General features: G+C 46.5%; 16 protein-coding genes. 8 read left to right on the top strand and 8 right to left on the bottom strand.

Annotated features, from left to right (window positions below):
- Positions 1-4 precede the first annotated feature (4 nt).
- Together NSQ50_RS29760 and NSQ50_RS29755 are read right to left on the bottom strand one after the other, a co-directional pair.
- Positions 5-1,678, bottom strand: coding sequence for a GAF domain-containing sensor histidine kinase (locus NSQ50_RS29760; protein ID WP_076222374.1), 1,674 nt, complete (start codon positions 1,676-1,678; stop codon positions 5-7).
- Between the two features lie 152 nt (positions 1,679-1,830).
- Positions 1,831-3,222 (bottom strand): MATE family efflux transporter, encoded by a 1,392-nt coding sequence (locus tag NSQ50_RS29755; RefSeq protein WP_038573751.1) that lies wholly within the window; start codon positions 3,220-3,222, stop codon positions 1,831-1,833.
- Positions 3,223-3,485: 263 nt separating this feature from the next.
- Here NSQ50_RS29755 and hxlA point away from each other — a divergent pair, with 263 nt between their 5' ends.
- The 3 genes from hxlA (at position 3,486) to NSQ50_RS29740 (ending at position 5,145) form a co-directional block, all read left to right on the top strand.
- Complete coding sequence (gene hxlA / locus NSQ50_RS29750; RefSeq protein WP_036682127.1) at positions 3,486-4,118, top strand: 3-hexulose-6-phosphate synthase; 633 nt, start codon at positions 3,486-3,488, stop codon at positions 4,116-4,118.
- 7 nt (positions 4,119-4,125) lie between these two features.
- Positions 4,126-4,683 carry a 6-phospho-3-hexuloisomerase gene (gene hxlB, locus NSQ50_RS29745; RefSeq protein ID WP_036682124.1) on the top strand — a complete coding sequence of 186 codons (558 nt, stop codon included), beginning with the start codon at positions 4,126-4,128 and terminating at the stop codon, positions 4,681-4,683.
- Positions 4,684-4,767: 84 nt separating this feature from the next.
- Positions 4,768-5,145 (top strand): winged helix-turn-helix transcriptional regulator, encoded by a 378-nt coding sequence (locus tag NSQ50_RS29740; protein ID WP_076222373.1) that lies wholly within the window; start codon positions 4,768-4,770, stop codon positions 5,143-5,145.
- A 94-nt stretch (positions 5,146-5,239) separates the two neighbouring features.
- Here the strand turns inward: NSQ50_RS29740 and pepT are convergent, their stop codons facing one another.
- The 4 genes from pepT to NSQ50_RS29720 all read right to left on the bottom strand — a co-directional run bounded on the left by pepT (position 5,240) and on the right by NSQ50_RS29720 (position 9,781).
- Positions 5,240-6,472 carry a peptidase T gene (gene pepT / locus NSQ50_RS29735; RefSeq protein WP_036682119.1) on the bottom strand — a complete coding sequence of 411 codons (1,233 nt, stop codon included), beginning with the start codon at positions 6,470-6,472 and terminating at the stop codon, positions 5,240-5,242.
- Between the two features lie 95 nt (positions 6,473-6,567).
- Positions 6,568-7,221: a sortase gene (locus NSQ50_RS29730; RefSeq protein ID WP_051491225.1), complete on the bottom strand. Its 654-nt coding sequence runs from the start codon at positions 7,219-7,221 to the stop codon at positions 6,568-6,570.
- 36 nt (positions 7,222-7,257) lie between these two features.
- A complete protein-coding gene (locus NSQ50_RS29725; protein WP_076222372.1) occupies positions 7,258-8,289 on the bottom strand; it encodes a hypothetical protein in 1,032 nt (343 codons plus the stop codon).
- Between the two features lie 478 nt (positions 8,290-8,767).
- On the bottom strand, positions 8,768-9,781 hold the full coding sequence (locus NSQ50_RS29720; protein WP_080742657.1) for an LLM class flavin-dependent oxidoreductase: 1,014 nt from the start codon (positions 9,779-9,781) through the stop codon (positions 8,768-8,770).
- A gap of 258 nt (positions 9,782-10,039) precedes the next feature.
- Between NSQ50_RS29720 and NSQ50_RS29715 the strand changes: the two genes are divergently transcribed.
- The 5 genes from NSQ50_RS29715 (at position 10,040) to pgmB (ending at position 18,206) form a co-directional block, all read left to right on the top strand.
- A complete protein-coding gene (locus NSQ50_RS29715) occupies positions 10,040-11,044 on the top strand; it encodes a LacI family DNA-binding transcriptional regulator (protein ID WP_036682112.1) in 1,005 nt (334 codons plus the stop codon).
- Between the two features lie 335 nt (positions 11,045-11,379).
- Positions 11,380-12,801: an ABC transporter substrate-binding protein gene (locus NSQ50_RS29710; protein ID WP_036682109.1), complete on the top strand. Its 1,422-nt coding sequence runs from the start codon at positions 11,380-11,382 to the stop codon at positions 12,799-12,801.
- A gap of 143 nt (positions 12,802-12,944) precedes the next feature.
- Positions 12,945-14,063 (top strand): carbohydrate ABC transporter permease, encoded by a 1,119-nt coding sequence (locus NSQ50_RS29705; protein WP_232061475.1) that lies wholly within the window; start codon positions 12,945-12,947, stop codon positions 14,061-14,063.
- A complete protein-coding gene (locus NSQ50_RS29700; RefSeq protein WP_038573741.1) occupies positions 14,063-15,154 on the top strand; it encodes a carbohydrate ABC transporter permease in 1,092 nt (363 codons plus the stop codon). Before NSQ50_RS29705 ends, NSQ50_RS29700 begins: the two co-directional genes overlap by 1 nt.
- Positions 15,155-15,200: 46 nt before the next feature.
- Positions 15,201-18,206: a beta-phosphoglucomutase gene (gene pgmB / locus NSQ50_RS29695; RefSeq protein ID WP_081386818.1), complete on the top strand. Its 3,006-nt coding sequence runs from the start codon at positions 15,201-15,203 to the stop codon at positions 18,204-18,206.
- Positions 18,207-18,257: 51 nt separating this feature from the next.
- Here pgmB and NSQ50_RS29690 read toward each other — a convergent pair whose 3' ends face one another.
- Positions 18,258-19,649, bottom strand: a complete 1,392-nt coding sequence (locus NSQ50_RS29690; protein ID WP_036682101.1) for an aldehyde dehydrogenase — start codon at positions 19,647-19,649, stop codon at positions 18,258-18,260.
- A 42-nt stretch (positions 19,650-19,691) separates the two neighbouring features.
- Positions 19,692-20,666, bottom strand: a complete 975-nt coding sequence (locus tag NSQ50_RS29685) for an aldo/keto reductase (RefSeq protein ID WP_076222371.1) — start codon at positions 20,664-20,666, stop codon at positions 19,692-19,694.
- Positions 20,667-20,689: the final 23 nt, after the last annotated feature.

Here is a 20,689-nt window from a genome sequence, read left to right as displayed (position 1 = left end):
GACTTCATGTAGATTGGATGGGCAGAGGTATGATTGCCTCAACCGTTGTGCCTTGATTTTCCACACTGTGGATATGAATACGACCGGAGAGAGCTTCTGCTCTTTCCTTCATAATATGCAGTCCAAGAGATTCATTAGTGTCTGTGTTAGAACGCCGTTTGGCCCCGCCTTTACCTTGGTCGGCAACGCTCAGTACCACCTCGGCTGCATTCAGATGCAGAGATACCTGCGCTTTAGAGGTTTCGGAATGCTTTCGTACATTATTGAGCGCTTCTTGGCCAATGCGCCACAGCCCTTCCTCCACATTGCGGGGAAGTTCGTGAACACCGCTCCGTTGCGTCTGTATCAGCAGCCCTAGCTGCTGGCCATGAGCCTGCAGCGCAGTCAATAAACCGGCTTCCAGTCCGGCAGGCCGAAGCTGCATAATTAATGCACGCATTTCTTTGAGTGCTGACTGGGATAAAGCTTGAATATCGCGGACAGCTTCAGTAGCAGGATGGGAGATATGCTCCTGCTTCAGCATGCTTTCCACGCCTTTGGCGGTCATTGAGAGGGAGAAGAGGATCTGGTTCACGGAGTCGTGCAGGTCACGGGCCAGACGATTCCGCTCGTCAAGACGCGCAATTTCGCGGCGTTTCTCTCCAAGCTGAGCACTTTCCAATGTAGCGGAAATATGTTCAGCGACAGCCTCAAGCACCTCTCCATCCGCAGTTGCGGAAGCTAGTGCTTTGGGTGAGGTGATCAGTAGAATTCCTGCACCTTGTGCGGCAATCTGCCGAAAGGGCACAGCGAGCATCACAACACGCTCCGCAACAGGTTGTTCAGAACAGCAGGACTTCGTAATTTCCTGCTCTTCATCAGGGGTTAATGTCGCAAAGCGTTGTCCTTTTGCGATATCTCCTAGACGTACTTTAAAAGAATCCGAGAGCTGGAAGGGAGCTGTTTCCGGCGTTATATTAGCCGCATAGGCAGCATGGACTTCGAATTGTCCCTCATGCTGCCCGATAATCGCTGTAAAGGGCCAATCGAAATAGTCGCCAATCAGGGCGGCGCTTTTCTCGATTAGAATACTGGGCGAGATACATTGGTTGGCGGTTAGATTTAAAGCTGCGCTGAATTCGCCTAATTTGGCGTACAGATTCGCGCGGCGCTGCTCGGTGCTATATAACTGCATCCGTTCAATAGCACTGCCAATTTGCAAAGCCACGGATTGCAGCAGAGCCAGCTCGCTGTCGGCGTAATGTGCTTTGCCTGGTGCAGCCACATTCATAAGTCCCAAGTAACGCTCACCTGAATGCAGCGGGACGGTAGCGTGGTGGGTGATCCCCAGCGTGTCGCCCCAGTTATACTGCCTGGCGTTACTGAGCCGCTTGCAGCTTAGAATGTTGACGGCATGCTCGAGCCGATCATCCCATAGGCGGCTTAGGCACCAGCAGCTTCCGCACTGCATTGGTTGTTTATTGTCGCGTTGTAGTGCAGGTGGCAGACCTCGATCAGCGGCACACTCATATTCCATGTATTCTTCGCTCAGGAAGATCCAGCCTGCAGTGTTTCCGGTTAACTCAAGTAGCTTGCCCATGACTGTATCGAGCATGGGTCTCAGCTCATTGGAACTGTTCAAAGTCTCCGCAATCGTTTTGAGCGTCAGTAACTCATGAATTCCGGTTTCCTCCGGCATGAAGCTCTCTCCTTTAGCTTTGTTAATTATGTTCTATCTATTGTAACGTAGAATGGCTCATTCATTCTCAAATTTTATGTAATGTTGGCGTAAATAAAAAAGAAGGTTCCTTAAGATCTGATATGACCTTAAAGAACCTCTGAGTATACATGTTAATTTACAGCTGCGGGAGTAGCGGAAGGCGTACAGTGTTCTGGAGCTTCGTGTTCAATAAGTCCATGTTTCTCCCAAGCTCGGCTTTTCCAACGGAAATACATAATGACGGCTCTCACCCACTCGTCCACCGCAGTGGCAATCCACACGCCGGCTAACCCGAGATCAAGTTGGAACACCAGGAAATAACCAAGAGGTAAGCTCATGCAGACCATAGAGATCAGTCCCATATATACAGGGAATTTGGCATCGCCCGAGGCGCGTAAAGAGTTAATGATAACCAGATTGGTTGTGCGCCCGGTTTCCAGGAAGAAGCTAAGCAATATGACCTGCGCCCCCATCCTAATGATGTTCTCATTGTCTGTGAAAAGCCCGAATAGCGGTACCCGGAAGAAAATCACCACAGCATCTATTATTACGGTAACCAGCAGCGCCCACTTTACACTGGTGAATACACGCTTATAGGCTTCATCAGGGCGTCTAGCTCCCACGAGATGTCCTACAACGATGGAAGTTCCCATAGAGACAGCTACACTGAATAAATAAATATAATTGGAAATATTAAGCGCGTACTGGCGAGTAGCCATAGCTTCAGCGCCTAAATAAGTAATATAGAGTGTGAATACAAGCTGGCATGATTGATAAGTGATGGATTCAAAAGCGGACGGGATGCCGATTTTGAGAATTTGCAGCACGTATTTTTTAGAAAGATGAATGTAATAGGTTACTTTCACCCGTACCTCCATCACTCTGTAGAGCAGCAGGAAGAAAAGGATCAGGCAGATAAATCGACTCATCACTGTTGAGATAGCCGCACCCTCCACACCTAACGCCGGAAGTCCGAAATGACCATAAATGAGCAGGTAGTTGCCCACCACGTGAATAATGTTCATCAGCAAGGATACGACCATCGTCTGTTTGGTGAAACCGTGAGTACGGATAGTAGTCGCCAGAGCATTGATTAATGCTTGCAGAAAAATACCGCCACCAACAATATTCATATAGGCTTTGGCGTAAATGAGGATATCCCCTTTTACATTCAGCGCAGTCAGTAGCGTCCCTCCGAATATCAGCAAAAACGTACTTAGAAGAATGCCGACTAACAGGTTTAGGGTAATGGCATTGCCGGTCACTTGAGCGGCTTCCAGAGGTTTTTTGGAACCGAGATATTGGGAGACCACAATAGCTGCACCGTTACCAATTACACTGAGGACTAAAATTGCTATCGCAATGATCTGATTCGCTGCGCCGACACCAGACACGGCATCGTCGGACACTGAACTGATCATAAAAGTATCCACACTACCCATGAGCATAAAGAGGAATAGCTCGAGGAAAATCGGCCAGGTCAGTTTGACCAGGTTGAATTCCTGGTGATTATTTTGCTTCATTGTGCACCTTCTTATATTATGATGTACTTCCTAAAATTTCATAAACAAACTGTAATATTAGCACAGCTTTCATGGAAATGCAGTATTTTTACAGAAAAATGACAAAACGTTTTTAATTTAGGTCGAAAAGAGCCCTTTAACCGCGCATTAGTATCCTCCAGGTAACTACATCACAATAAAGTGCCTACTTCCCTAGAGGGATGTAAGGAACTACAATTTGTACATGACTTACTAAAATATATTAATGAGGAGTGCAAATAAATATGAAATTACAATTAGCGTTGGATTTAGTGGACATTGCGGGAGCGAAAGAGGTTGTCTCAAAAGTTGCCGAATTTATAGATATCGTTGAAATTGGAACACCTATCGTTATAAATGAAGGTTTGCATGCAGTGAAAGCAATTAAAGAGGCTTTTCCTGCTTTGACTGTGTTGGCAGATTTGAAAATCATGGACGCAGGTGGATATGAAGTGATGAAGGCCGTGGAAGCGGGCGCGGATATCGTTACTGTACTTGGTGTTTCTGATGATTCTACCATTAGAGGTGCAGTGGAGGAAGCGAAGAAAACCAATAAAGAGATTCTAGTTGATCTGATCAATGTGAAGGATATCCAAACAAGAGCGGCTGAAGTAGACGCACTTGGCGTAGACTATATCTGTGTGCACTCTGGATATGACCATCAAGCGGAAGGTAAAAATTCTTTTGCAGATTTAAATGCGATTAAGAGTGTGGTTAAGCAGGCAAAAACAGCTATCGCTGGAGGGATCAAGCTAAGCACACTTCCAGAAGTGATCGCCGCGAACCCTGATCTTGTCATCGTTGGCGGAGGCATCACAGGTGAAGCGGATCAAAAGGCTGCCGCAGCAGAAATGAAACGTCTAGTTAGTCAGGCTTAAGATTACAATGGATACAATGAAATACGCGCAGCAAATTATAGAGGAGCTCCAGCGCTCCATATCTCAGCTTGATGAAGAAGAGACTGAGCGAATGGCGGAGCTGCTGCTTCAGTCCAACAAGATCTTCGTGGCTGGAGCGGGCAGATCTGGATTGATGGGACGGGCCTTTGCTATGCGGTTAATGCATGTTGGTAAAGAGGCTTATGTTGTAGGCGAAACGGTGACTCCGGGGATTGAACAGGGGGATGTGTTAGTCCTCGGTTCCGGTTCCGGTGAGACGAAAGGGTTGATCTCTATGGCTGAGAAAGCCAAAGGGGTGGGTGCAGAAGTTGTTGCCGTTACCATTGCGCCGGATTCGACGGTTGGACGTTTAGCGGGCTACACAGTGAAGCTGCCGGGATCTCCAAAAGATCCGGCCAGTGGAAGCTACAGCACGATCCAGCCGATGGCTTCTTTATTCGAACAGACGATGTTGGTCTTTTATGATGCTATTATTCTGCGAATGATGGAGAAGACGGGGCAGACGAATCAGCAAATGTTCGGCAAGCATGCTAATTTAGAGTGAACGTACAGAAACGAATGCCTTCCTATAAGGAGGTTATTCGTTTTTGTGTTAGTATGATAACAGGAGAGAGGAGGCACTTTAGGAATGGCAACCGAGATTAAAGATCGCATAAACTTGAAGGGAATTAACTGTGAGAAGGAATTAACGCTTGCGGTGATCGGAGGGAAATGGAAGCTGATTATCCTCTGGCATCTTGGGCTTGAAGGGACAAAGCGGTTCAGCGAGCTGAAAAAGCTAATTCCTCATATCACGCAAAAAATGTTGACCAATCAGCTTCGCGAGCTTGAAGAGGACCAGTTGGTTCTAAGAAAAGTGTACGCTGAGGTTCCACCAAAAGTAGAGTATTCCCTGACTTCATACGGCCAAAGTCTGCTTCCCGTCCTTCGATTGATGTACGATTGGGGTAAAAATTACGGAGAAAACGTGATCTGGAAGGACACGCCGCCGGAAGAAAGATGCTAATCGAATAGTCTAAGAACATTAATAATCCCTGAGAGGTCTGGATCGGCCTCTACAGGGATTTTTGGTGTTTTAAAGGAGTGATGCGGATAATGCTTTAGGCTTTCTGTTCGAATAGCTTAGCAATCTCCACGATAACATTTACCGCTTTTACCATATTGTCCGCAGACGCATATTCGAATTTGCCATGGAAATTCTCGCCTCCGGTGAAAATATTAGGTGTCGGCAAGCCCATGTAGGAAAGCTGCGAGCCATCTGTACCTCCGCGAATCGGGCGGATGATCGGTGTGATGTTAAGGTTCTCCATCGCCTCATGGGCAATATCGACGATATGACGCACAGGCTCGATTTTTTCGCGCATATTGTAATATTGGTCCTTCATTTCAAGCACGATGTTCTCTTCGCCATGGATGCTTTTGAATTCTTCTACGACAGCTGAGAGATAAGCTTTACGTGCCTCGAATTTCTCACGGTCGAAGTCGCGGATGATATATTGCAGCTTGCTGAATTCAGGTGTGCCTTCTATAGAGCTTAGGTGATAAAAGCCATCATAACCGTCTGTATATTCGGGCGCTTCCTCAGCAGGGAGTCTGAGATGAAGTGCCATGGCGATTTTGGCGGAATGAATCATCTTTCCTTTTGCAGTACCAGGGTGAACATTAACGCCGTAGACTGAGATTTTAGCAGACGCAGCATTAAAGCTTTCATACTCTAATTCTCCGAGTGGACCTCCGTCTACAGTGTAAGCATAGGAAGCATTAAAAGCGGCTACGTCAAATTTATGAGGCCCGCGGCCGATTTCTTCGTCTGGTGTGAAGGCAACTCTAATTTTGCCGTGTTTGATTTCTGAATGTTGAATGAGGTAATGCATGGCGGTCATAATCTCAGCAATACCGGCTTTATTATCTGCGCCAAGCAGGGTCGTGCCATCAGTTGTAATTAAGGTGTGGCCTTTGTATTCCGCCAGCTCCGGAAAGCTCGCTGTGGACAATACAACATTCAGCTCTTTATTCAAAAGAATATCTTGACCATCATAGTTCTCGATAATCTGTGGCTTCACATTCGTTCCGGTAAAATCAGTCGCCGTATCCAAATGGGCTAAAAAACCAATGGTCGGAACATCCTTGTCCGTATTCGCAGGGAGTGTCGCCATAACATAGCCATGCTCGTCCACCTGAACTTCCTCCATGCCGATTTCCTTAAGCTCTTCAACCAGCTTGTGGGCCAGAACCATCTGTCCCGGAGTGGATGGGCAAGTCTCATTATCTTCATTCGATTGGGTATCCATTTGTGCATACGAAATAAACCGTTCTACAACCTCTTTCTTCACCTTGGGTCATCTCCTCTTTACTATTGTATATATATAGTATCACTTTCCATATAAGGTCTCATCCCTGAGGAAGAAGATTGAGGTAATATTTAGGTTTAATGCGGTAATATTTCTTGTTTCACTAACTTCGCTGAAAGTAAATAACGGTCCGGTGCAGATCCCACATATGAAAAGGGATAACAGGTAATCAACGTGAGGATGGCCTTATCACTTGGCTTTATAGCACCACGTTCGTCCCCGTCAACAATTGTGCTGCCTGTTACTTCATAGGTAAAAGTCCCGTCCGTACTTTCCAGCTCGATAAGATCTCCAGCCACGAGTTCTCCCAGATTACGGAACACTGTATCGCGGTGGCCTGCGAGCACACTATTGCCGGTGGCACCGATAGCTGCGCTGCCTTTATAATGTCCGGCTCCCTTTTTTAGCTCGGGGCTTTCCGTGCCTTCTAGCACTGCGATCTTTTTGTTTAATTTGGGGAAACGAATCTCTCCTATGATTTCACCTTCTGTATAGGAATGAGCGGGGGGCGGCTGTTCCTTGGCTGAACTGACCATTCCCAAGGGAAGAGGGGTTTCTTCGGCAGAACGGGAGTGGGCGACTGTTTCCTCCCTCTTTTTTGCCCAATCATTTAAAGCCTGTTTAGCTTCGATCGGTGCTTTGACCACCTGTACAACCGAGTAAATCAACACAACTAAAGAGAGTATGAAGATTAGCTTCACGGCTAGCAAGACACCATTACGCTCCTTCATACTCTCTCACCTCCAGACTTATGCTGCAAAATGTGGTTATTTCTTCGATTTCAATCTGCGCATGATAATCACGCTGAGTACCGCAATGGCTAAGCTGGCAAGAATCAAGTTATACCAAGGCTCAGCGGTATTCGGAAGCTTGTTGCCAACCTCTGGTGCTCCCAGTGGAAGCTCATCATCAGGCAGGGCGATTTCATTGCTTGGCTGCGGTGTTGCGCTGCTAGTTTGGCTGCCAGCACTTGGTGATGCTGTTGGCTCATTATCGCCTCCACCCAGTGGGATCGGCGCTTCAGTAACACTAATTTCATCTACTACTGTTGAAGCTGTAGGTGTTGGCGATGGTGTTGGTGTCGTTGATTGCCCTGGTGTGGCGACTGCCGTTGCAGTTGGTGAAGCGGTAGTTGTCGGTGAATCTGTCGGTGTCGTGGTTGGTGATGCTGTTGCTGTCGGCGAAGCTTCAGGTGTAACTGTAGCCGTGGCAGTAGGTGTCGAAGTTGGCTCTATTGTAGGCGTAGTAGTCGCTGTCGGTGTTGGCTCAGGTGTAGGCTGAGCTGTGGCCGTTGCTGTCGGTGAAGGACTAGGTTCAGCGGATGGCTCCGGTCCTCCAGAAGCGGAGAACTCAAAGGCTACAGTTGTGGTTTTACCTTGATATTCGTTCCCTGCTTCCCACGGGAAAATTACATCCATTTGGATTACACTTTGTTCTCCCCCGGCAAGTGAACCGATGGTAACTCTTCCGGCAGCCTCGCTCATCACCCCTGAATAGATGATTACTCCCTCTTTTTCGAGTGTCATTTGGAGAATATCGTATAATTCTGCGTCTCCAGAGATGAATTTGAAGTCCACATAGTAATTAAAGCCCTCACTACCTGCATTAATAATTGTGTATTCTGAGTTCGTTTCATCACCAGGCTGCATATTGTTCATGGTGGCTGTGCTCGTCGTATGCGAATTCACCGTAAGCTTAATGGTATCTTGCGCACTAACTCCGCCAGCATGCCAGATGACTCCTGCTAGAATAGTCAGGATATAAGCAGCTATGAAAGCCGAGCGATATTTCTTCTTCACTTTACTCGCTCCTTTCTCCTGAACCCCATATTAAATTTTGTAGACATCATTTGCGGGCTTCCGGCAAATTCTTCTTTTCTAATCGTATTTTCCATCAAACATTGTCGAAATAAGTAGTATCTCACAGAACCACTTTTTTTGTGCGCATGCAGGAATCTCCGTGAAAGCGGAAGGAGAGGGTAGAGATCTACCGTCAATTCGTTCGTTATAGCGAATAACTAAAGTATAATCAAAATAATATCTAAACAAAAATGGGATATTAGAAGAAAATTCATCATATTTGATCAAATATCAGTTATATCAATGGATTTACAGCAGTTTTCTCTATTTAACTCTTTATTTTTATATAATTCATTGTTTTAATTGTGTTTTATTGAGAACGATTATGAATGCAAAATAAAAAGGCAAGACATACATCTGGAATAGGGCTCAAACCCCGATACCAGACCTATCGTCTTGCCTTAATTATGATGATAAATTAGATTTCCTTCATAGCTTCGGCTACAATCTCATAAGAGCGTAGACGAGCGTTATGATCATAAATTCCACCAGAAACAATCAATTCATCGGCCTGTGTCTCTTGCAGAATTTCTTGAAGCCGTTCTTTAATTGCTGCTTTATCACCAGCGAAAGAGTAACGCTGCTTCTCAAGCATGGCTGCTTTTTCTTGCATCGTCCATAGCCCCTCCATACTATCAACCGGTGGTTGTAACTTCCCCGTACGTCCGCGGATGATATTAAGGAATTGCTGCTGCTGCGAGGTAGCCAGTCGTCTTGCCTCATTCACAGTATCGGCCGCTGTAATGCCAACTCCGACCATCACATAAGGCTTGTCTAGTGCTGCTGAAGGACGGAAATTGCTATGATAGATGTGTAAGGCCTGTAGTAAATACTCTGGTGCGAAATGGCTGGCGAAAGCAAAAGGTAAACCTAGTTTTCCTGCCAGCTGAGCACTAAAACCGCTGGAGCCCAGCAGCCAGATGGGGATATTCAAGCCTTCACCGGGAACCGCACGAACTCCGGCCGGTCGTGATCCTGCACCTGCAGGATCGAAGTAGGCTCTGAGCTCACTTAACTGCTCGGGGAAGTCACTGCCGTCGCTTCCGAGACCACGGCGTAGCGCACGGGAAGCCGGTTGATCCGATCCCGGGGCTCTGCCCAGTCCTAAATCAATCCGTCCTGGATATAGGGATTCGAGGGTCCCGAATTGTTCAGCAATGACAAGTGGTGCGTGGTTGGACAACATGATGCCTCCAGAGCCTACGCGTATGCTTTTTGTGCCGCCAGCAATGTGGCCAATTAAGAGTGAGGTAGCAGAACTGGCAACACCAATCATGTTGTGATGCTCAGCAAACCAATACCGGTGATAGCCCCATTCCTCAGCATGTTGAGCTAAAGCTAAAGAGTTATGAAAAGAGTCTGCCGCTGTGCCACCCTCCACAATAGAGGCTAAGTCCAGTACGGAGAATCGAATATCGCGCTGTTGCTTCAATGTAATCCCTCCTATAATAAACGCTCAGATAGTCTAGAGCAGTATTTGTAGCTGCGAATAATGCTACTCGCCTAGTATACCATGTAATAAAACTATATACACACTTTAAGTAAGTTATACGCACTTTGTAATGATTAGATAAGGAATAAGTATGTCTTTTAAATAAAATGTAAGCGCTTTAAAAAATCTGTTGTTATTTCTTAACGGGCTTGCTATAATCACATCGAAAAGTTACCTGAAAAAAAGGAAGTTATCGTTATGAAGCCAACCATAAGAGATGTTGCCAGAATGGCGGAGGTGTCGATCAGCACCGTATCGCGTGTTATGAATGCACCGAATACGGTCGTAGAGAGCAAACGGAATCGAGTGATGGAGGCTGTAGAACGTTTGCAATATCAACCAAATGCGTTTGCACGGGGCCTGATCTACAAGAAGTCTTTTACACTGGGCCTGCTGATTCCGGATATTGAGAACCTGTATTTCGCAGGGGTTATTCGGGGAATGCAGGATGCATGCATCAAGCTTGGATACAGTTTAATGATCTGCAATACGGACCGCGACAAAGAACGGATGTTGTCTTACATTGATAACTTCCATGAGAAGCAGGTGGATGGGATCGTGTTCGCCAGTGATGTCCTTTATCCTGAGACACATGACAAATTAGTCGGTTGTAGAATTCCTTTTGTGTTGGTATCCTCGCATTCTGATGAGTACGACATTCCATCTGTGGAGGTAGATGATGAACAGGCGGCTTACGATGCGGTAAAGTTTCTGATTGATTTAGGGCATAAGGACATTGGCATGATTGGTTTTAACCATGATAACTCCGTATCCGGCCCGCCTCGTTATGAGGGTTTTGTAAGAGCGTTAACAGAGTTTGGACTACAACAGAATATTGTGAAGAGCAAGTATGCCAATCACCGGTTCGAACACGCTTATCAAGCGGCGCATGAGTTGTTTACTGATTATCCCGAGCTGACTGCCGTTTTCTGTGTTGCTGACGAATTTGCAATGGGGACGATTTCTTATCTGAAGGATCGTAATATTCTAGTTCCGGGGCAGGTATCTGTGATTGGATTTGATAATTTGCGAATGTCGAGTATGTTCATTCCAAAGCTGACCACAATTGCACAGCCGATTTATGAGTTAGGTTATCGGGCGGCGGAGATGCTGCATGAATTGCTCACAACAGGTGGTGTCCAGGTATTGAATGAAAAGATGGAGCATAAGCTGATTGTGCGGGAATCCACGCGGGAAAAATAAAGGCCCTTTATTTTTGTGACCTTCTTCTGAAAAGCTTTTCAGAGCTATGTATCGGTCTTAATTAAAATTTAAATGTTAGGATAGAAAATAGTATGAATTCTTATGAAAAACATCTCATTTTCCGATTGGAAACGGTTATTAATTATGATAATATAAAAAATGTAAGCGCTATTATTAAATTACATTTGTGATGGAGTTTGATTTTAGGATATTTACCTGTCTTCTGAAAAGCTTTGCAAGGAGGTGATCTGCTACAAGCTGCTAATACATGCCAGGGTGCCCGGATGATTGAATAAGATGTTATCTCTATAACCATTAAAGGGGATGTACAAAAGATGAAGAAGATCTCAGGACGTAAAAAGTCGTTGGCTTTAGTACTGTGTTTATCCTTCACAATGACGCTGAGCGCATGCGGCGGAGGCAACAATAATGCGGCGCCTACAGATCCACCGGCGGCAACAGTCAGCCCAACAGCAGATAACACCGAGAAAGCGACAAACACACCTAGTGCAGAACCTTCGGGTTCCCCGTTAGATTTAGCGATGAAAGGTGAATATAAAGGGACTAAAGTAACAATGTTTGGCCCCTTCGTAGATGCTGACCAAGTGAAATTTGAGAGCAGCATTAAAGAATTTGAAGAGAAGACAGGGATCGATATTCAATACGAGGGCTCCAAGGAGTTCGAAGCTACAATAAATATTCGTGTGGACGGCGGTAATGCTCCTGATATCGCTGACTTCCCGCAGCCGGGACTGCTGGCGTCGATTGCTAAGACGGGCAAGGTTATCGATTTGACCAGCGTGCTGGATCAAGATAAATTGACGGCTAATTACAACAAGAGCTGGCTCGATATGTCTACGATGGACGGAAAAGACGGGAAGATCATGGCGGGGATTTGGAACCGCAGTAATGTAAAAAGCTTGGTATGGTATCCAAAGAAACAATTTGATGATGCAGGCTACAAGGTTCCTGAAACTTGGGATGAGCTGATGGCGCTGACGGAACAAATTGCTAAGGATGGCGATCCTGCCTGGGCTATTGGCATTGAGAGCGGTGCTGCAACGGGTTGGCCAGCAACAGACTGGGTCGAAAATATAATGCTTCGTACGACTACGCCTGAGAACTACGATAAATGGGTAAAAGGTGAACTGCCATTTACTTCACCAGAAGTAAAAAATGCTGTTGAAATCATGTCTAAAATTTGGCTCAACAAGGATTATGTTTACGGTGGCGCTAAGTCCATCGTGACGACATCCTTCGGGGATGCCCCAGCGCCAATGTTCACTGATCCGCCTAAAGCCTGGTTTAATATGCTTGGTAACTTTATTACAAGCTTCTTCCCTGAAACGGCAAAGGTTGATCAGGATTATGATTGGTTCTACTTGCCGCCAATTGATGCGCAATATGGTAAACCAGTGCTGGTTGCAGGTGATATTTACGCTATGTTCAACGATCGTCCAGAGGTTCGTGCAGTCATGGAGTTCTTCACCACTGGAGAGTCGATTAAGAGCTGGGTACAATCTGGCGGCGTAATTGCTCCTATGAATGATGCTTCCCTTGATTGGTATACCTCTGAATCCGATCGCCGGATGGCGAAGTTGGTTCAAGATGCTTCCACACTGCGTTTTGATGGCTCTGATTTGATGCCAGGTAAAGTGGGTGCAGGAACCTTCTGGAAAGGGATGACCGACTATGTGAGCGGTACAGCGACACTGGATCAAGCCTTGGAACAAATCCAGTCCGGCTGGAACAACTAACCTAATATTTAAAGCGCACAGTAAAAAGAGGGGCAGTGGGAAAAGAGGATTGTCTGCCCCTCTTTTTGTTTTCTAACTAGTGAGTTCGATGCTTATGATAAGAGTTTTGCTCCGCAAAACTTATAGGAGGAGCTGGAGCTAATATGGGTGCACAATCACAGCCACAGCCACAAATGCCAACACAACCACAAGCTAGGCCAACCGTCAGCCTGAAGGCGGTAATGCTGTCCCTAGTAGTGTTGTTAGCGAATATTGTTGTTAACGGCGCAATCTTTTTATTCTTCCGGGATTCCACATTAAATCCGCTGCTAACAGCGGTTCTGGCTGTCCTCTGGGGAGTTCTAGGTGTTTATCTGATTTACTATACGCTGACTTGGGCGGTTGAGCAGTACCCTGATCATATCCGGCGAAAGGTGCTGCCTTATATCTTTATTGGTCCGGCAGTGATTATTCTGGGCTGGTTACTGGTCCTGCCTGCACTACGAACATTATATTTGAGCTTTTTTAATGCTTCTTCAGAAAAATTTGTGGGCCTGAGCAATTATGCAGCGATCTTTAGCGATCATCTGATGGCAACGGCATTGCGTAACAATTTACTTTGGGTATTCGTCGGTACGCTGGCCTGTGTAGCATTCGGGCTCTTAATTGCTATTCTTGCCGATCGCAGCAGCTATGAGAAAATTGCCAAATCGATCATCTTTATGCCGATGGCTATTTCCTTTGTAGCGGCAGGGGTCATTTGGAAATTCGTATATTACTATCAACCGGGTGACGAACAAATCGGGCTGTTGAACGCAATCGTTACTTATTTTGGGGGAGAACCCCAAGCCTGGACGAGTATGCTTCAGCCGTGGAATAACTTTTTCCTCATTATCATTTTGATCTGGATGCAGACTGGATTTGCAATGGTGATTTTCTCGGCGGCAATCAAAGGGGTTCCTGACGACATTTTGGAAGCTGCACGAGTGGATGGAGCAAATGAGGTGAAGATTTTCTTTGGAATCATGATTCCATATATTTCATCAACCATTCTGACAGTGACAACGACCATTATCGTCTTTACGTTGAAAATATTTGACGTCGTCATGGTGATGACAGGAGGTCAATACGATACAGAGGTTGTTGCTACACAGTTCTACCGGCAATTCTTTATGTACCGTAATTTCGGCTACGGCTCCACGCTGGCTATTGTTCTACTGATCGCGGTGCTGCCTGTAATCATAATCAATCTACGTCAGTTCCGTAAGCAGGGGGGATTCTAATGGCTGGCAAAAAGAAGAGAAAAGGCAGCAAAACGATTGTAAATATCGTGCTGGGTGTGATCTGTTTTATTTGGCTGCTTCCGACTCTTGGGCTATTTATTTCCTCCTTCCGTCCGGCTGCTGACATTCTGCAGACTGGATGGTGGAAAGCTTTTCCCCATCAGGAGTGGAAGGCTGGAGAGACGATTCAGCTATCCAAGGACGTGGATCTTCGGGAGCCAATTGAGGTGAACGGTAAAACTTATACAGATGATGAGCTGAAGGCTGGCGTGAAGGCTGATGGCAGCCGGCTTATGTGGGAGAATCGTAGAGCACGTACCGTAAATGAACAGATACAAGGTTGGAAGATGACACCGGATCTCACGCTGGATAACTATAATAATGTGCTTTCCGGTAAGGAATACAAGCTGAAACAGGCTGATGGCAGTGAAACGGTGCAAAAAGGCTCCGGATTGTCACAGGCCTTCTGGAATACGCTAACGATCGCTGTTCCAGCAACGGTTATTCCGGTGTTGATCGCTTCTTTTGCTGCATATGCTTTTGCCTGGCTGCGGTTTCCTGGGCGCAAAATCCTTTTTGTCATCATTATTGCAATGCTCGTCATTCCAATACAGGTTGCGCTTATTCCAGTGCTTAAGGATTATACCGCACTTGGGCTAAACGGAAGTTATCTGGGAATTTGGCTGGCGCATACGGCTTTTGGATTACCGCTGGTTACGTACTTTATGTACAACTTTATCAGTCAATTGCCGAAGGATTTGTTCGAATCGGCTTTCATGGATGGGGCAAGTCATTTCACTATATTCAGCAGGCTAATTCTGCCTCTATCAGTGCCAGCACTGGCTTCTATCGGGATCTTCCAATTCCTATGGGTGTGGAATGACTATTTAGTCTCATTGATTTTTATCGGCAATCAACCGTCTGTGCAAGTCATGTCGATGAAAATTGCCGATTTAGTAGGCTCACGAGGCAACGATTGGCATTTACTTACTTCGGCTGCATTTATCTCCATGTTGATGCCGCTCGCTATTTTTTTCCTGCTGCAAAAGTATTTCGTCAGAGGGCTTATGGGTGGGTCGGTGAAAGGTTAATGATTTAGAACCCGAATGAAACTGTGATCAGGGGGAGCTTAGAGAGATGAAGATGAAACCATACGTACATCCGGCGGCGGTATATCCTTACCGGGAGTGGAGTCTTGATGAGGAAGCTTATAGTGAAGAGAACAATCAAAGAAACGAGAGTATTTTTGCTCTTGGCAATGGATATATTGGCATGCGCGGTAATTTCGAAGAAGGTTACCACGGCAGCTCAGGCTCGTCTGTAACAGGCAATTATTTGAATGGTTTTTTTGATTCGGAGCCCATTGTATATCCAGAAGGAGCCTACGGATATCCATCCCGCAATCAAGCGATGCTGAACGTAACAGATGCCAAGATTATTGAACTGAGTATTGAAGGGCAGACCTTTCAGTTAAACAGTGGGCAAGTGCACCATTATGAACGAAAGCTGGATATGCGAAGCGGGGTTCTGCACCGGCAGGTAGAATGGGAATCTCCAGCTGGTCACCGGGTACAGCTTCATATCCGGCGGATGGTGACTTTGCAGCACAAACATCTGGCGGCGATAGATTATGAGGTTAAAGCACTGAATTTCAGCGGAGTGCTTACCTTCACTTCATCCATCGACGGCAAGATCCAAAAACCTAAGGTAACGGATGATCCCAGATTGGGCTCGGGAGGCAAGGAGCCCAGTCTGCTCCTGAAGGATACCGGTCATGAACCGGGACAGTCCTTCTTATGGATGAAGCAGCGGACGCGGCATACCCAGTTTGCCTTATTAACAGGGGTAAGTCATAAGCTCGATTCAAGATCTGAGGATAAAAGGACCGTGCAGCATGAGGGGCAGAAATTATCCATGCAGTTTGTCGTCCCGGTGGAGCGTGGGGAAAGCGTCTCACTAACCAAATATATCTCTTACCATACCTCTAAAGATTATCCGGAAGACGAACTACTCAGTAGAAGTACTGAAATATTACACTTAGCAGACCATAGCGGGTTTGAAGCGCTTGCCCAGGAACAGCAGGCTTATCTGGATCGATACTGGGCACATACGGATGTGGAGATTCATGGTGATCTTGCGCTTCAGCAGGGGATTCGCTTTAATGCTTTTCAACTGCTTCAATCCGTAGGCCGTGACGGGGTTACGAATATTGGGGCCAAGGGATTAACGGGTGAAGGATACGAAGGGCACTATTTCTGGGATACCGAAATGTATATGCTGCCCTTCTTTACGTTCACACAGCCGGAGATTAGCCGAAAGCTGCTCGAATTTCGTTATGCCACGTTAGACAAAGCACGGGAGCGTGCAGCGGTAATGTCGCAGAAGGGTGCCTTGTTCCCTTGGCGGACTATAGACGGGGCAGAGAACTCTGCGTATTTCCCGGCAGGCACGGCGCAAATGCATATTAATGCGGATATTGCGTATGCCATCAAGCAGTATGTACTGGCTACCGGAGATTATGATTTTTTGGTTACGAAGGGAGCGGAAATTTTATTCGAAACTTCCCGCTTTTGGTTGGACTTGGGGTACTTTAATCCGGCTAGGGGCGGTGCCTTTTGTATTGATGCAGTAACGGGTCCTGATGAATATACAGCTATTGTCAACAATAATGCATACACCAACTTTATGGTCCAGGATCAGCTTTATTATGCACACGAGATGGCAGGGATATTGTCTAAACAGTATCCGGAGCATTTTGAACGCCTGAAGCAAAAAATCGGTCTGACTGGGCATGAGACATTAGTGTGGCTGGAAGCGGCGGACAAAATGTTTATCCCCTTTGATGAGGGACTTGGCATTTATGCTCAAGACGACACGTTTCTCTCCAAGAAAAAATGGGATTTCGAGCATACACCAGCCGATAAATATCCGCTGCTGCTCAACTACCATCCGCTGGTAATTTACCGGCATCAGGTGTTGAAACAGGCGGACTTGGTAATGGCGATGTTTCTGCTGGGTGACCAATTCAGCTTGGCGGATAAGATCCGGAATTATAATTATTATGAGCCGCTGACGACGCATGATTCTTCATTGTCACCGTGCATTCACAGTATAATATCTGCTGAGATTGGTGATTTGACGGGAGCCTATTCCTATTTTGACCGCACGGTACGGATGGACTTGGATGACATCAACCGCAACGTCAAGGATGGGCTGCATACTGCTGATATGGCAGGCTCCTGGCTGTCGATTGTGAATGGTTTTGGTGGCATGCGCTTATGCGGCGGGATGTTATCATTTAATCCTAGTGTGCCAGCGCAGTGGGAGAGCTATCGGTTTAAAATAACAAGTGCTGGACAGCTATTGGATATTTTTGTGAGTGATACAGAAGTGATCTATACGCTGCTGGAGGGCGAAGAGCTTGAGATTATGCATAAGGGAAACCTTATACAGTTGTCTGCGCAGAAGCCGCTGAGGCTTTCGAATGTGAAGCAGCTTGAAGCTGTTATTTTCGAGCTGGACGGGATAATTACTGATACTGGAGAGTATCATTATGAGGCTTGGAAGGATCTGGCGGATGAGCTTGCACTTTCTTTTGATCGAGAGAAGCATAAGAGTCTCAAGGGCCTAAGTCGAATGGAATCTTTAGAAGTCATTCTGGAGAGTAGTGGACTGAATTTGCCGCAACCGGTAAAGGGAATGCTCTGCAACAAAAAGAACGAGAAGTACAGACAGCTTGTTCAGCAAATGACGCCTGCTGAGCTGTATCCGGGTATCCACAGCGTGTTGTCCGATTTACAGCAAAGAGGGATCGCTATCGGACTGGCCTCAGTTAATGAGAATGCGCTGCTGATTCTCGAACGCTTGCAGATCGGGCATTGGTTTCAGGCGGTGGCTGACCCTGGGAACTTGCGTAGAAGCAAGCCAGATCCAGAGATTCACTTGCAGGTTGCAGAGATGCTGGGCATATCCCCAGACTGCTGCGTGGCGATTGAGGATACCGAGGAGGGAATAGCCGCAATTAATGCTGCTGGTATGAAGTCAGTGGGAGCTGGAGTGGCGCTCGTGACCGAGACAGCGGATCTATGTCTGGCTTCCACCGCTGAGATAAGTGTTGAGAAATTGTTAGAGCTGTTTGCGTAGTTACCCTGATAAGCAGCAAACCTCCCGATCATGGGAGGTTTGCTGCTTTGTTTATTTCATTACTTTTCGAACCAGCTTCACTTTATTGCCATAAGGAGGATACACGATTCCGAGGTCGATCCGTGTTCCTCGCTTGACGATGCTTTTACGATGGGAGAAGACCTCAAAGCTATACTTCCCGTGATAACCCCCGATTCCAGAGTTTCCTACTCCACCAAACGGAAGATAAGTGCTCGCCACATGTGAGATCGTATCATTGATACACCCTCCCCCGAATGAGACCCGGGACAGCACCTCTTGTTCTACACTCTTATCCTCCGTGAATAGGTATAGTGCCAGTGGCTTTGGGTGTTCATTAATGCTCTGAATGGCCTCATCCAATTGATGATATTCCAATATTGGGAGGATCGGACCGAAGATCTCATCTTCCATAGCAGCATCCGTCCAAGTAGCAGGATAGATTAGAGTTGGCTCAATATAACGTTCTTCTGGTACGATGGTGCCGCCCATAATCAACTTGTTTTGATCACGCGCAATGAGGTCGGCAAGTCTTTGCAGCTGGCGATCATTCACGATCCGGCCGTAATCTGTATTAGGCTGTGCATCCTGACCGTAGAACTCAGTGATGTGATGTTTGATTTTGGTGATCAATTCTTTGGCAATATCCTTGTGGACCAACAGATAATCCGGTGCGATACAGGTTTGGCCCGCGTTCAGCAGCTTGCCCCAGACAATCCGTTTCGCTGCAACATCAAGATTAGCGGTCTTATCAACAATAACCGGACTTTTCCCGCCAAGCTCCAAGGTTACAGGCACTAAATTTTTCGCTGCCGCTTCCATTACGATTTTGCCGACAGGCACACTGCCCGTAAAGAAAATATAATCAAATTTGGCGTGGATCAGTAAATTAGTGGTCTCTTTTTCACCCTGAATTACGCGGATATACTGCGGCTCGAAGGTCTCCTGAATAAGCTGCTCAACCACGGACGAGATGGCAGGTGTGCTCTCAGATGGCTTGAGGACAGCGCAGTTACCAGCGGCAATGGCGCCGATCAGGGGCTCAATTAGCAACTGAAATGGATAATTAAACGGGCCAATAATGAGCGTTGTGCCGTAAGGCTCACTTAAAATATAACTTTTTGCAGGAAATAAGTGCAGCGGGGATCTAACCTTTACAGGCTTCGCCCAACGCTTGAGATGTTTCATCATGTAGCCGATACTGTCCAGCGTAAAGCCGATTTCTGTGGCATAGGCTTCGAACTCACCTTTTCCTAAATCCTGTTGTAGTGCGGTGATGATTCGTCCTTCGTATTGTTTAATAATATTCTTAAGCTTGAGCAGCTGCTGGAGACGAAAAGAAACCTCCTTAGTTACGCCGCTATTAAAAAAATCCTTATGCTCTTCAAGCATCCCTTGAATGCTGTCAGCTGTATAGGTTGTCATTAATCTTTCCTCCATCCTTGTAAGAAGTTAGAGCACGAGACTCTATGGGAGTCGGTAAAAGGCGAACGGCTCGCCATACCGGAAGGAATCGCTGGCTTCCTCCAGCTTGGCCGAAGTTTCTTCATTAAGTACAAGCGAGGTACTAAGCAAATTTTGTTCCAGCTGTTCCACACGTGTAGCCCCGACAATAACCGTCGAGACGGCAGGCCGATTCATAAGCCAAGCTAAGGAGAGCGCAGTAGGTGAGGTTTCCATTTTCTCAGCAATTTGGCTCACTTGGCTTCCGAGCTTGATCCGGTCATCATCAAGGAATCTTTTGAAATTAGGATCGGTATGTGCTCTGGACCCTGATGGGGCTGAATCGCTTGTATTATATTTGCCTGTGAGAATTCCGCCAGCTAGTGGAAAGTAAGGAATGATCCCTACCCCTTGATCCAGGCAGAGCGAAAGAAGCTCATTCTCCGGTGTCCGGTCTGCTAAGGAGTAGCTGCACTGAATTGAAATGTACTTGGTGAAGTTGCGTGCTTCACTAATCCCAATCGCCTTCATTAATTGCCATGCTGTATAGTTGGAGGCCCCGATATAACGGATTTTGCCCGAGGATACCATATCGTCCAAGGTTCGTAAGGTTTCTTCAAGCGGCGTATAGGGATCAAAGGTATGAATCTGGTATAGATCGATATAGTCCGTCTTTAGGCGGCGAAGGCTATCTTCAAGCTCCTGCAGCAAATGGCGACGGGAGGAGCCGCTGCCGTTGGGACCCTCATTTTTAACTAAACCTGCTTTAGTTGCGAGAACAGCCTCCTGTCTCCTACCTTCCAAGGCCAGACCAATGATTCGCTCGGATTCTGAGCCAGCGTAAATATTAGCAGTGTCTATGAAATTAATTCCATGATCAAGCGCAGCATGTACAATCTGAATGGAGGTCTCTTGATCCGCACGTTTGCCGAAAGCGTTCGTTCCCAGTCCTAATGCGGATACCTGTAATCCGCTATTTCCTAGTCTTTTAAAGTTCATCCTCAGCACTCCTTATCATCTAT

Origin of the sequence: Paenibacillus sp. FSL R10-2788, from assembly GCF_038003885.1 — a bacterium.
Lineage (GTDB): Bacteria > Bacillota > Bacilli > Paenibacillales > Paenibacillaceae > Paenibacillus_AQ > Paenibacillus_AQ odorifer.
This window is presented reverse-complemented; position numbering and strand designations above follow the sequence as displayed.

Excerpts from the sequence above, each read along its gene's own strand:
- pgmB (WP_081386818.1), top strand. The coding sequence starts at position 15,201 with ATGAAGATGAAACCATACGTACATCCGGCGGCGGTATATCCTTACCGG.
- NSQ50_RS29710 (WP_036682109.1), top strand. The coding sequence starts at position 11,380 with ATGAAGAAGATCTCAGGACGTAAAAAGTCGTTGGCTTTAGTACTGTGT.
- NSQ50_RS29715 (WP_036682112.1), top strand. The coding sequence starts at position 10,040 with ATGAAGCCAACCATAAGAGATGTTGCCAGAATGGCGGAGGTGTCGATC.
- NSQ50_RS29690 (WP_036682101.1), bottom strand. The coding sequence starts at position 19,649 with ATGACAACCTATACAGCTGACAGCATTCAAGGGATGCTTGAAGAGCAT.
- NSQ50_RS29730 (WP_051491225.1), bottom strand. The coding sequence starts at position 7,221 with ATGAAGGAGCGTAATGGTGTCTTGCTAGCCGTGAAGCTAATCTTCATA.
- NSQ50_RS29705 (WP_232061475.1), top strand. The coding sequence starts at position 12,945 with ATGGGTGCACAATCACAGCCACAGCCACAAATGCCAACACAACCACAA.
- NSQ50_RS29740 (WP_076222373.1), top strand. The coding sequence starts at position 4,768 with ATGGCAACCGAGATTAAAGATCGCATAAACTTGAAGGGAATTAACTGT.
- hxlA (WP_036682127.1), top strand. The coding sequence starts at position 3,486 with ATGAAATTACAATTAGCGTTGGATTTAGTGGACATTGCGGGAGCGAAA.
- NSQ50_RS29755 (WP_038573751.1), bottom strand. The coding sequence starts at position 3,222 with ATGAAGCAAAATAATCACCAGGAATTCAACCTGGTCAAACTGACCTGG.
- NSQ50_RS29700 (WP_038573741.1), top strand. The coding sequence starts at position 14,063 with ATGGCTGGCAAAAAGAAGAGAAAAGGCAGCAAAACGATTGTAAATATC.
- NSQ50_RS29760 (WP_076222374.1), bottom strand. The coding sequence starts at position 1,678 with ATGCCGGAGGAAACCGGAATTCATGAGTTACTGACGCTCAAAACGATT.
- hxlB (WP_036682124.1), top strand. The coding sequence starts at position 4,126 with ATGGATACAATGAAATACGCGCAGCAAATTATAGAGGAGCTCCAGCGC.
- NSQ50_RS29685 (WP_076222371.1), bottom strand. The coding sequence starts at position 20,666 with ATGAACTTTAAAAGACTAGGAAATAGCGGATTACAGGTATCCGCATTA.